Origin of the sequence: Kineosporia rhizophila (assembly GCF_021277265.1) — a bacterium.
GTDB classification, from domain to species: Bacteria; Actinomycetota; Actinomycetes; order Actinomycetales; family Kineosporiaceae; genus Kineosporia; species Kineosporia rhizophila.
In genome coordinates this window covers 202,481-214,579 of the sequence record NZ_JAJSOH010000014.1, presented here as the reverse complement: position 1 = coordinate 214,579, position 12,099 = coordinate 202,481, and the positions used below count along the sequence as shown (strand labels likewise).

Sequence of the window (12,099 nt, the reverse complement as noted above, 5' to 3'; positions counted from 1 at the left end):
GGTGCGCGTCGTCCCCAATCACGACCGCAGGGAGGCCGCCGGCCCCGTGCCCCCGGATCCCCCCCCGCACCCGCCCCGCCGGCTCCTCGCCCGCCACCTCCAGCACCGCACTGATCAGCGAGTAGGCCGTCTCCTCGGTGGCCGCCGGGTAGCGGCCCAGGGGCAGGCGCACGTCGACCGGCACCGGCTGACGCTGGGCGAGGGCCTCCACCGCGGCCCCCAGCCCGGCCTGGCTCAGTACCGCCGGGTGGATCCCCCGGGCCAGGTCGCGCAGTTCGTCGAGGGCCCGGGAGATCTCCTTGCTGATCGCCCGCAGGCGCTTGCGGGCCTCGTCGGACAGCTGCTCGGAGTCGGACGCGGCCAGGAAGAGCTTCAGCGCGAGGAGCCGCTGCTGGGCGCCGTCGTGCAGGTTGCGCTCGACCCGGCGGCGTTCGGCCGCGGCGGCCTGCACGGCCTGCATCCGGATCGCCCGGACCTGGCTCAGCCGGGCCAGCACCACGGCCTGCAACTGGGCGTTCTCCAGGGCCAGGCCGCTGGCGGCCAGGGCGTTGGTGACCACGTTGGGGTGGCGGCGCAGGGCCGGGTCGGTGTCGATCACCGCGAGCGGGGTGCCGGAGGCCGAGGTGACCGGCAGGAGCAGGCGTTTCTCGTCCGGCCCGGGATGCTCGGGATCGTCGGGCCTGCCGGTCACGTCGACGTAGGTGTTGAGCTCGGGGGCCCAGTAACGCACCCTCAGCGACTCGTCGAGCAGGGCGGTGCGCAGAGACGTCTGCACCGCCTCGGGGGTGGGGTGCTGCTGCACCTGCCGCACCAGGGTGAGCACTGCGTGGTCGGCCAGCCGCCGGCGCACCACACTGGCCAGGAAGGCCATCGGGACCAGGGCGAACAGGGCGGCCTGGAGGGCGAAGGTGTAGTCCTTCGCATCGCCGTGCACCCCGAGCAGCTGCACGATCGGCACCGTCACGGCGGCCAGCGTGGTGGCCGGGGCGGCGATCGCCATCGGGGTCAGGACCTGCCGGTCCAGCCCTCGCATCCGGCGGATCCGGACCATCCACAGCACGGTGAACAGGCCCGCCAGGATCAGCTGACCGGCGCTGACCACCTGGACCACCGCTTCGTTCAGCGACCGGTCGGCGTAGACCGTGATCCACCAGGAGTCCGGGTCGTAGTGCTTCCACTCCGGGCGCATGGTGACGTCCTGGGCCAGGATGCCGCCGACCAGGACCACGCCCAGCACCGTCACGAAGGCCCGCTCGGCCCGGTCGAGCAGGGCCGGGTCGGGGTAGCGGAACATCGCCCAGACCGCCAGGGACAGCGCCACGAAGCTGGAGATGCCCGAGATCAGCGGCATCGGCCCGAAGGCCCACTCCTCGCTCCAGCCCAGGGCCCACAGCTGGGCCGCACCGATCAGCAGCCCGCCGGTGACCCGGTGGCCGGGCTCCTCCCAGAGGATCACCCCGGCACAGGTGAGCATGGCCCCGAAGAGCAGGCTGCCGACGGCAACCACCGGGTACTCCCGCCACAGCGGGCCCATCACGACGGCCCCGACCGCGGACAGCCCCAGGGTGACGGCGATGGTGCGGGACCACTGCCGGGTATCGGAGGCCGGCCCGGACGACGGGGGCGACGTCACGACCAGAGACGTCGAGCTCACCATCGCCACCCTGATCGCCGGGGCGAATCGGGACAAGAGGGAAAGCCCCCGTCCCCGGGCCCGACCCTGCGGATCGGCCCCCGCGAGGCCGCCCGATGGGAGCACTTGAACCCGTTTCGGGCCGGGCAAATCCCCCGTCCAGGCCGCTGATCATGGGGATGAGCTGAGATTTTGTCTCCGGCAAGTGGGCGATTCAGCAGGCTCGATTTGCTGCCGAGTGCATCCGCACGCCATTCTGTCCTAAGCTGGGGGTCGGCTACACCAGGTAACAGACCTGCGTGGGCCTCCTGAACTTAGGACAAACATGGCACAGGGTACGGTCAAGTGGTTCAACGCCGAAAAGGGTTTCGGCTTCATCAGCATCGACGGGGGCGGCGCTGACGTCTTCGTCCACTGGTCGGCGATCCAGATGGACGGCTACCGCGCGCTGGACGAGGGTCAGCGAGTGGAGTTCGAGCTGGGCCAGGGCCAGAAGGGCCCGCAGGCCGAGGCTGTGCGTCTCGCTCAGTAGTCGCACGTGATGGTGGGCATCTCGCACTGCGAGTTGCCCACCATCCGTATTTTGCGCCCCTTCTGAAGGGCATTGAGCCAGAGGACGTCCGTGGCGGCCCGAGCCCGTCATCGCACCTCGGGTGCGGGGTACGGCGGAGAAGCCGGGTGGTCAGCGCTGGACCGGCAGCAGGGCGCTGGTGGCGGTGTAGAAGCGCTCGATCCGCTCCACCACGTCCTCGAAGCTGGCCAGGTCGATCGGCTTGGTGACGTAGGCGTTGGCGTGCTGCTGGTAGCTGCTCAGCACATCGGCCTCGGCGTCGGAGGTGGTGAACACGACCACCGGCACCGCCCGCAGCACCGGGTCGTCCTTCAGCGCGGCCAGGGTGCGGCGGCCGTCGAGCCGGGGCATGTTCAGGTCGAGCAGGATCAGGTCGGGCTGCGGTGCCCCGGGCCGTCGCAGGAACTCCAGGGCCTCCTGCCCGTCACCCACCCGGTGCAGCACCGGCGGCCGCTCCACCCGCTCGAAAGCCTCCGTGATCATCAGGACGTCCCCCGGGTCGTCCTCCACCAGGAGCACCACCGGCACCCGCGACTGCATGCGCACCTCAAGAATCGTTGCCGTAGTGGCCGGCTCGGGCATCATGCCCGCGCGACGGGCGGGACCGGCCCAGGACAGAACCTAGGCCGTCATCGTGACATCCCCGGGCTTCTCGGGCGACCGGACGATCAGATCCAGCCCATGCGCCGGGCGATCGCGCAGGCGTCGTGCCGGTTGGCCGCGTTGAGCTTGGTCATCGCGTTCGAGAGGTAGTTGCGCACGGTGCCCGGCGAGAGGGAGGCGCGCGCGGCGATCTCGTCGATCGGGGCGCCGGTGGCGGCCAGTTCCAGGACGTCGGACTCGCGTGGGGTGAGCGGGCTGTCGCCCGCGGCGATCGCCTCGGCCGCGAGCTGCGGGTCTACGTGGCGGCCCCCGGTGTGCACGGTGCGCACCACGCTCGCCAGGGTTGCGGCCGAGGTGGTCTTCGGGAGGAAACCACGGACGCCGGCGGCCAGGGCACGCTTGAGGTGCCCCGGCCGTCCGTGGCTGGTGACGATCACGGTGGCGCACCCGGGCAGCCGGGTGCGCAGCTGCTCGGCCACCGCGATCCCGTCCGGGCCGGGCATCTGCAGGTCGAGGACGGCCACGTCGACCTCGTGCTTCACCGCCATGGCGATCGCCTCGTCGCCGGTCGCCGCCTCGGCGACCACGTCGAGGTCGTCCTCCAGGCTGAGCATCTGGGCCAGGGCGGTACGGATCAGGTTCTCGTCGTCGGCGAGCAGGATGCGGACGGGGGCGCTCACGAGGGTTCTCCTAGCCGGCGACGGGTCTGGTCGGGTCCGGTGCTGGGTTCAGAACCGGTTGCTGGTCGGGGCTGTTCCTGGTGCCGGCGGGTCCGGCGGCGCTGAGCGGGCCGGTGCCGGGCAGGTGCGCCACCACCACCCAGCGGTCATTCTCCCGGCCGGCCTCCAGGCCGGCGCCCAGCGGGGTCAGACGCTCGCGCAGGCCCTGCAGTCCCGAGCCGGACGCCAGACCGGCCTCGGCCGCCGGCTCGCCCAGGCCGTCGTTCTCGATCCGCAGGTCGTTGTCCTGGAACGAGATCCGCACGGAGCCGGCCGAGGAGTGCCGCAGCACGTTGGTGACGCTCTCGCGGACCACCCAGCCGGCCGCCTCGTGCCAGGCCCGGGGCACCACCCCGATCTCGAGCGCGACCTCGATCCCGGCCGAGCGCAGCAGCGCCCGGGCGCCCTCCAGCTCCTGGCCGAGGCTGGTCGGGCGGTAGCCGCGGGCCAGCGCACGGGCCTCGGTCAGGGCGTCGTGGGCGACCTGGCGCACCTCCATCATCTGGTCGGCGGCTCGTTCGTCGCCCCGGCGGGCCAGGGTGGCGGCGAGTTCGGCCTGCACCGCGATGGTGGACAGGTGCCGGCCGAGCACGTCGTGCACGTCGCGGGAGAACCGCAGCCGCTCCTCGGCCACGGCCAGCCGGGACTGGGTGTGGCGCAACGCGTCGAGCTCGGCGACCACCCCGTACAGCCACAGCGACATCCGCACGCTGATCACGCTGACCAGGCCGATGATCAGCCCGGCCACCGCGCTGAACCACTGCGTCCCGGCCACCCCGACCACCAGGGCGCAGCCCAGGATCACCGCCGCCGAGGCCCAGCGGTCGGGGATCCCGCCCAGGCTGGCCGCGAAGTTCGCGGTGACCACCACGACCACCACCCCCTGGGCCTCGCCCGAGGCCGGGAGACCGACCAGGCCCAGGTAGAGCAGGCTGACCACGAGCAGGGCGGCGGTGGGGCGGACCGGGAACGGCTGGATGTTCGGATAGTTGTCGATCACCGCCCGCATCACCGCGGTGCCGAGCATGGTCACCACCACCGCGCCGATGATCACGGCGGTGCCTTGCCCGGCCCCCGGCGCCGGCGCGGACGACAGCAGCAGGCTTCCGCACATGCCCCAGAGCACCAGGTAGAGCGACTGCCGGGTGTACAGGTCGACGCGCTCCACGCGGCTGAGTTCTGACCAGCGGCGTGGTCTCCGGAACTTCACCGGATCAGCCTAGGACGCGCACTAGGTGCGCGGTTCCCAGCGCATCGACCGCTGGGCGAGCTGCAGGGCCAGGCCGGTCCAGACCACCAGCACCACCAGCGGCTGCCCGGCCAGGCTCCAGGTCTCGGCGAAGGTCAGGGTCGTGGTGGTGGCGTCGAAGGAGTCGAGGCCGAACCAGCCGACCCGGACCAGTTCGTTGACCGCCGCCCCGGGAGTCAGCGAGATGGCCTCCCGCAACGGGTCGGACAGGCTGGGCAGACCCCCTACGAACGGGCCGACCGAGGCCAGGACGATCACCGGCAGGCTGGTCAGCTGGGCCGCCTCGGCGCTGCGGGTCCAGGCCGCGGTCCAGTAGGCGAAGGCCGCGAACATCACCACCGACAGCAGCGCCCCGAGGGCGAACAGCAGCACGTTGACCGGGGCGTCCTGACCCGCGACGACCGCCACCGGCACGGCCACCGCGGTGGTCAGCAGCGCACAGGCCACCCCGGGCAGGGCGATCGCGGTGAGCAGTTCCGCGTCACGGGTCTCACCGGTGCGCATCCGCTTGAGCACCAGCTCGTCGCGGCGGCTGACGAACTGCGACAGCACGTTGTAGAAGACCGGGAAAAGGCCCGCCAGCAGCAGCACCCCGGCGACCGCGGTGGCGCCCAGGCTGGTCAGTCCGCGCTCCCCGGCCAGCAGGGTCAGCAGCGGGGCCAGCGGCATGACCAGGGCGTAGGTCAGGGCCAGCCGGTTGCGGACCAGCAGCACGGCGTTCCAGCGGGCCAGGTGCAGGGTACGGGTCACCGAGAACCCGCCCCGGGCCGGGACCTTGGTGGCGGTGGTGGCGCTCATCGGACGCTTCCTTCCAGTTCGGGGGTGTGCACGGCCGGGTCACGGCCGTCGGCGATGGCCAGGAACACCGACTCCAGGCTCGGGCTGCGGGCGTCCAGGCCTTCCAGGCGCACTCCCCGGCCCCCGGCCCAGGCCAGCAGGTGGGCCAGGGAGGTCTGCAGGTCGGTGGTGTGCAGGACGGTCCGCCCGTGCTCCTCGCGCAGGTCGGTGACCGCGCCGAGGTCACTCGGGACCTGGGCCAGCCGGGCGAAACTGATGACCGACGGGTGTCCTTCGGCGATCTGGGTGGGGGTGCCGGAGCGCACGATCCGGCCCGCGTGCATGATCTCCAGCCGGTCGGCCAGGGTCTCCGCCTCGTCCAGGTAGTGCGTGGTCACCAGCACCGTGGAGCCGGCCTCGCGCAGCCCGTCGATCAGGGCCCAGACCTCGCGGCGGCTCTCCGGGTCCAGGCCGGTGGTCGGCTCGTCGAGCACCACCAGCTCCGGGTCGCCCATCAGGGTGCAGGCCAGGTCGAGGCGGCGGGCCTCACCCCCGGACAGCGACAGCACCTTGGTGTCGGCCCGGCGGCCCAGGTCGAGCCGGTCGATCATTTCCTCCACCGGCCGCGGCGCCGAGAGCGTGCCGGCCCACAGCCGCAGCGTCTCGCGCACCGTCAGGTCGCCGGAGAAACCGCTGCGCTGCAACAGGACTCCGGTGCGGCGGCGCACCGCGGCGCGATCGGCGACCGGGTCCAGGCCGAGCACCCGGACGGTGCCCGCGGTCGGTGCGGCCAGCCCCTCGATCACCTCGAGGGTGGAGGTCTTACCGGCGCCGTTGGTGCCCAGCAGCGCGGTGACGGAGCCAGCCCGGACGTCGAGGTCGACGCCCCGGACGGCTTCGAAGGCGGAGGCACCGGTTCCGTAGGTGCGGCGCAGCCCCCGGACGCGGACCGCGAACTCGTCTGAGACTTCGCTGTTCATGTCTTCCAGCCTGTCCCCGGAGCAGCGGCCGGGCCGCTGCCGTAGCTCACCAGGAACCGATGACAGATGTCATCACCGGCTCGGCCGCCCTCTCGTGATCGCCCATTGTTATAGTAGAATGCGAACATGTTGTTCCGAGTCGACCTGGCCTCCTCCGAGCCCCTGGCCGAGCAGATCGCGGCGCAGGTGCGGGGTGGGCTGCTGCGGGGCGAACTGGCCCCGGGCGAACGGCTGCCCTCGGCGCGCGAACTGGCCGCGGTGCTCGAGGTCAACCTGCACACCGTGTTACGGGCCTACGGCCAGCTGCGCGACGAGCAGCTGGTCGACCTGCGCCGCGGGCGCGGGGCAGTGGTGCGGGGCGATGCCGACGCGGGGCGGTTGCGTCTGGTCGAACTGGCCCGGCAGTTCACCCGCGAGGCCCGGCGACAGGGGCTGCGCGACGAAGAGGTGCTGGCGATTCTCAAGGAGGCACAGGCATGAGACGAGTGAGCGCAGCAGTCATCCTGGTCTGGCTGCCCCTGGTGGTCCCGGTGGTGGGGCGGGTCGCCTGGTCGGACCGGCTGCCCGACCCGATCGCGACACACTGGGGGCCGGGCGGCGGGGCCGACCGGTTCTCCTCGTTCCAGGCCCTTTTCGCGGTGACGCTCCTGGTCGGGGCCCTCTGCGGCGGGATCGCGCTGGTAGCCGCAGCCCGGCTGCGCAGCACCCCCGGCTTCCGTTTCGCGGTGACCGCGGCGGGCGCCACGGCCGGCGGCACGGCCGGGGCCTTCGTCGCCACCGCCCAGATGAATCTGGCCGACCCCGCCGACCCCCGGCTGAGCTGGTGGCTGGTCCTCTTCGTGGTCGGCCTGGCCTGGGGCCTGGTGGTGCGTCAGGTCGCAGGCCCGAGCCCGGCCACCGGCTCCGCCCCCGAGTCGGCCGAACCGCTGCCTCTGGGGCCGGACGAGCGCGCCGCCTTCGCCACCACGCTCTCGTCACCACTCCTGACCGGCGCCGCCGCGCTCACCGGGGCCGTGGTGCTGGCCCTGGCGCTGACGGTGAGTCCCGGGCTGTGGGTGGTCCTGCTCGTGCCACTGGCCGTCACCCTGTGTTTCGCCCGCATCCGGGTCACCGTCGACCGGCGCGGCCTTCGTCTGGTGGCCGCGCTGATCGGCCTTCCGCTGAAACGCATTCCGCTGGCCCGCATCGAGGCCGCGCAGACGGCCACCATCGAGCCCGGCGCCTGGGGTGGCTGGGGATACCGCATCCTGCCGGGCCGTTCGGCCCTGGTGCTGCGCCGCGGCCCGGGCCTGGTCCTGCACCTCGACGGAGGCCGCCAGTTCGCGGTCACCCTCGACCGGCCGGAGGTGCCGGCCGGGTTGCTCGCCGCCCTCGGCACCCGGTCGAAGGGCTGAGTCCTCATCCTGGGGGATGACTTCGTGAACCGGGGCGATTCATCCTCCAGAACGAGGGCGTCCACCTCCGCCGGGGCGATACCCTCGCGTAGGTACCGCTGACCGCCGCACGCGCGCGGGGCGGTCCATCCTCCTTTCCGCTGAACGCCGACGTTCCGCTGCGCGCGGGCCGACGGCAGACCAAGGGTGCTGGAAGAGTTTTGAACGCAACTGCTAAGACCGGCGGCAAGTCGATCCCCGGCCTCCTCGGGGCCTTCACGGCGGTGAGCCTGGTGGGCGGGGTCATCGCCGCCGGGCTCGTCGCCCCGGCGGTCGGCGCCACCGGGGTGGCCTCCAACACCGCCGTCAACGCGTTCCTCGACCTGCCCAGCGAGCTGGAGGACACGCCGGTCTCGGCCACCACCAAGGTGCTGGCGGCCGACGGCTCACCGATCGCCACGTTCTTCGACGAGAACCGCAGCCCGGTCAAGCTCGAGAAGGTCTCGCCGTTCCTGCAGGACGCGGTGGTCTCGATCGAGGACGAGCGGTTCTTCGAGCACAGCGGGGTGGACACCGAGGGCCTGCTGCGCGCGGTGGCGGTGACGGTGCTGAAGAGCGAGTCGCAGGGTGCCTCCACGCTCACCCAGCAGCTGGTCAAGAACACCCTCAAGCTGCAGGCCTACGTGAAGGGTGACGAGGCCGGCATGCTCGAGGCCACGGACACCACCTCCGACCGCAAGCTGCGCGAGATCCGGCTGGCCACCGCGTTGGAGAAGCGGCTGACCAAGCCGGAGATCCTGGAGCGGTACCTGAACATCGCCTGGTTCGGCGGCCAGACCAACGGCATAGAGGCGGCAGCCAAGTACTACTTCGGCACCAGCGCCAAGAAGCTCACCCTGCCGCAGGCCGCGATGCTGGCCGGGATGATCCACAACCCGAACGCGTACAAGCTGGGCGACCCGACCAGCCACGAGCGGGCAACCGCCCGCCGCAACCGGGTGCTGAACAAGATGCTCGAGCTGGGCAAGATCGACCAGGCCGCCCACGACAAGGCGGTCAAGGCCCCGCTGAAGCCGAAGATCACCGCGACCCGGGCCGGCTGCGCCAACGCCAAGACCCGGGCGTACTTCTGCGACTACGTCTACAACGTGATCACCGAGAGCGACGACTTCAAGGCGCTCGGTGAAACCCAGGAGGCGCGCGAGAATGCCATCCTGCGCGGCGGTTACACCATCACCACCACGCTGCAGCCGAAGGTGCTCAAGGCCGCCTGGAACTCGGTGAAGGACCGGATCCCGCCGAAGGACCCGAGCCGCATCGCCACCGCCACGGTCTCGGTCGAGCCGGGCACCGGCAAGGTGCTCTCGATCATCCAGAACAAGTTCTACAACCCCAAGGCCGCCAAGCAGAACACCACGGTCAACTACTCCACCGACTACCAGTACGGCGGTTCTTCGGGCTTCCAGACCGGCTCGACCTTCAAGCCGGTGGTGCTGGCCGCCTGGCTGGACGCCGGCCGCTCGCTGTACAGCCAGCTCGACGGCTCCCCGGGCACCCTGCCGATCAACTCGTTCAAGTCGTGCGGGCAGAGCGTGGGCAGCTACGACAGCTACACGTTCCAGAACTCGGCCGAGGGCCAGGGCCAGGGCATGATGAGTGCCTGGGACGCCACCAAGGACTCGATCAACGGCGCCTACATCCGGATGACCCAGCAGCTCGACCTGTGCGACATCCAGAAGATGGCCTCGAACCTGGGCATGCACCGGGCCCAGTCGGTGGTCGACCCGTGCATCGCCGGCAACTACGACGCCAAGAAGCCGAAGATGACCACCAAGGTGCCGCAGTGCGAGCCCTCGGTGGCGCTGGGCACGGCCAGCCAGTCACCGATGACGATGGCCACCGCCTACGCCACGTTCGCCTCCGGCGGGATCCGCTGCAACCCGGTGGTGGTCACCTCGATCAAGGACCGCAACGGCAAGAAGCTGAAGGTGCCGGACGGCAAGTGCAAGCGCACCGTCTCCGAGAAGGTCGCCAACGCCGCCACCCTGGGCATGAGCAAGGTGTTCACCTCCGGCACCGCGGTCAGCGTGGGCTCGCTGAGCAGCGGCCAGCCCGCCTCCGGCAAGACCGGTACCACCAACAGCTCGCAGGACACCTGGTTCGCCGGGTACACCCCGCAGATGGCCACCGCCGTCTGGGTGGGGCCGGAGACGGTGAACGGTGAGCGCGACAACATGCAGGGCGTCACGATCAACGGCACTTACTACGGCGCCGTCTACGGAGCCACCTTCGCCGGGAAGATCTGGAAGGACATCACCAGCAAGTCGCTTGAGGGCGAACCGGTCAAGCAGTTCGGCGAGGTGGACAGCAGCCTGGTCGGCAGCCCCCCGCCCCCGCCCGAGAAGGACGACAAGGACGACGACGACTCCGACGGGGGCGACGACTCCGACGACGACTCGGGCGACGGTCAGGACGACGGCGGCGACGACTCCCAGGACGACGGCGGAGACGGTGGCGGCGACGAGGGCGGCCAGGAGGACCAGGACCGCTGACGCGCTCACTCAGGTAAACGATCTATCCTGACCAGTTAGCTGAACTTCCTGCCCGGTAAGCACTTTGCGCAATGCCAAGCGCACAGCGGGTAGCCATGGATGGATCACACGACAGGAGTCGAGGGTGAGCACGTCGCCCGATGGTGCGAACTCCGCACCGGCCAGCGCCGAGGAGCACGGGCTGCCCTGGGTCGTGTCCTGGACGGTGATCGGCTCGCTGATCCCCGGCCTCGGCCTGGTGGCGGCGGGCCGGCGGCGGGCCGGTGCCGCCGTCCTCAGTGTCACGGTCGTGGTCCTGGCCGCTCTGCTGGTCTGGCTGCTGACCGGCGATGTCCTGCGCCGTGGGCTGTCGTTCGCGCTCGACCCGCAACGACTGCTCCTGTTCGCGATCGCGGTCGTCGTGACCGGCGTCCTCTGGGCCCTGCTCATCCTGCTCACCAACGCCCAGCTGCTCCGGCGGTCCGGCCTCGGCCGGGGCCAGAAGGCGGTCAGCTGGGTCGTGGTGGCGGTGCTGGTGGTGGGCGTCGGCGTGCCCGCCTACCTCGCCACCGACTACTCGCTGGTGCAGCGCGATCTGGTGAAGACCGTGTTCGACGAGGACGAGAGCAGCGACAAGGACGCGGCGGACGCCCGGCCCGACACCGAGGCGGTCGACCCGTGGGCCGGCACCAAGCGGATCAACGTGCTGCTGATCGGCTCCGACGCCGGCCGTAACCGCGAGGGCGTGCGCCCGGACACCCTGATCGTGGCCAGCATCCAGCCCTCGACCGGTAACACCGTGCTGTTCAGCCTGCCCCGCAACCTCGAGCGGGTGCCGTTCAAGAAGGGCACCCCCGGGGCCGCGGCCTGGCCGGACGGTTTCTACTGCGCGAACGACGCCTGTCTGCTCAACGCGGTCTGGACCTGGGCGCTCGACGCCGAGGGTTACGCCGGCAGCAAGAACCCCGGTCTGAAGGCCACCGAGGACGCGGTCACCGGCATCCTCGGCCTGGAGATCGACACCTACGCGATGCTCAACCTCAAGGGTTTCGAGGAGTTCATCGACGCGGTCGGCGGCCTCACCCTCGATGTGCACGAGCGCCTGCCGATCGGCGGTGACTCCGAACACCCCTGGGAGACCATCGGTTACATCGAGGCCGGGATGAACCAGAAGATGGACGGCTGGCACTCGCTCTGGTTCGCCCGGAGCCGCTGGAGCACCAGCGACTACGACCGGATGCGCCGCCAGCGCTGTGTGATCGCGGCGGTCACCGAGCAGGCCGATCCGGTGACGCTGGCCAGCAACTTCCCGGCGATCGCGAGCGCACTGAAGGACAACATGTCCACCGGCATCCCGCGCTCGCAGCTGCAGGCCTGGGTCGAGCTGGCCACCCGGGTGCAGAAGGCCAAGGTGACCAGCCTGGCCTTCACCGACGACGTGATCGCCAGCCGCAGCAACCCGGACTACGACCTGATCCGGCGTCAGGTGCGCAAGGCCATCCAGAACTCGGTGAACCCCCCGGCCACAGCCACAGCGACCGCCACTTCCACGCCCACTCCGTCCGCCACGGTGACCCCGGAGGGGAAGCCGAAGCGCAAGAAGGACAAGAAGAAGGACGAGCCGGACCCGGCCGGCGCCCAGGACGTGTCCCAGGTCTGCTGA

11 protein-coding genes are annotated in these 12,099 nt (G+C 71.0%); 5 read left to right on the top strand and 6 right to left on the bottom strand.

Annotation, left to right across the window (positions count from 1 at the left end):
* On the bottom strand, nt 1-1,654 hold a 1,654-nt coding region (locus LWF15_RS37700), incomplete at its 3' end, for a sensor histidine kinase (RefSeq protein ID WP_232812516.1).
* 304 nt (nt 1,655-1,958) lie between these two features.
* Between LWF15_RS37700 and LWF15_RS20665 the strand changes: the two genes are divergently transcribed.
* The gene (locus LWF15_RS20665; protein ID WP_231443382.1) at nt 1,959-2,165 is read left to right on the top strand and encodes a cold-shock protein; all 207 of its coding nucleotides are present in this window, start codon (nt 1,959-1,961) and stop codon (nt 2,163-2,165) included.
* A 150-nt stretch (nt 2,166-2,315) separates the two neighbouring features.
* Here the strand turns inward: LWF15_RS20665 and LWF15_RS20660 are convergent, their stop codons facing one another.
* The 5 genes from LWF15_RS20660 to LWF15_RS20640 all read right to left on the bottom strand — a co-directional run bounded on the left by LWF15_RS20660 (nt 2,316) and on the right by LWF15_RS20640 (nt 6,532).
* Nucleotides 2,316-2,744 carry a response regulator gene (locus LWF15_RS20660; protein ID WP_232812518.1) on the bottom strand — a complete coding sequence of 143 codons (429 nt, stop codon included), beginning with the start codon at nt 2,742-2,744 and terminating at the stop codon, nt 2,316-2,318.
* A 128-nt stretch (nt 2,745-2,872) separates the two neighbouring features.
* Nucleotides 2,873-3,487 (bottom strand): response regulator transcription factor, encoded by a 615-nt coding sequence (locus LWF15_RS20655; RefSeq protein WP_232812515.1) that lies wholly within the window; start codon nt 3,485-3,487, stop codon nt 2,873-2,875.
* Nucleotides 3,488-3,497: 10 nt separating this feature from the next.
* On the bottom strand, nt 3,498-4,736 hold the full coding sequence (locus tag LWF15_RS37695) for a sensor histidine kinase (protein WP_232812514.1): 1,239 nt from the start codon (nt 4,734-4,736) through the stop codon (nt 3,498-3,500).
* A 21-nt stretch (nt 4,737-4,757) separates the two neighbouring features.
* Nucleotides 4,758-5,573 carry an ABC transporter permease gene (locus LWF15_RS20645; protein ID WP_232812513.1) on the bottom strand — a complete coding sequence of 272 codons (816 nt, stop codon included), beginning with the start codon at nt 5,571-5,573 and terminating at the stop codon, nt 4,758-4,760.
* Nucleotides 5,570-6,532, bottom strand: a complete 963-nt coding sequence (locus tag LWF15_RS20640; RefSeq protein WP_232812512.1) for an ABC transporter ATP-binding protein — start codon at nt 6,530-6,532, stop codon at nt 5,570-5,572. The genes LWF15_RS20645 and LWF15_RS20640 overlap by 4 nt, the downstream gene beginning before the upstream one ends.
* Before the next feature lie 126 nt (nt 6,533-6,658).
* Between LWF15_RS20640 and LWF15_RS20635 the strand changes: the two genes are divergently transcribed.
* The 4 genes from LWF15_RS20635 (at nt 6,659) to LWF15_RS20620 (ending at nt 12,099) form a co-directional block, all read left to right on the top strand.
* Entirely contained in the window at nt 6,659-7,012 is a 354-nt protein-coding gene (locus tag LWF15_RS20635) for a GntR family transcriptional regulator (protein ID WP_232812511.1), read from the top strand.
* Nucleotides 7,009-7,926, top strand: coding sequence for a DUF1648 domain-containing protein (locus LWF15_RS20630; RefSeq protein WP_232812510.1), 918 nt, complete (start codon nt 7,009-7,011; stop codon nt 7,924-7,926). Before LWF15_RS20635 ends, LWF15_RS20630 begins: the two co-directional genes overlap by 4 nt.
* Before the next feature lie 200 nt (nt 7,927-8,126).
* A complete protein-coding gene (locus tag LWF15_RS20625; RefSeq protein WP_232812509.1) occupies nt 8,127-10,457 on the top strand; it encodes a transglycosylase domain-containing protein in 2,331 nt (776 codons plus the stop codon).
* A gap of 124 nt (nt 10,458-10,581) precedes the next feature.
* Nucleotides 10,582-12,099: an LCP family protein gene (locus tag LWF15_RS20620; protein WP_232812508.1), complete on the top strand. Its 1,518-nt coding sequence runs from the start codon at nt 10,582-10,584 to the stop codon at nt 12,097-12,099.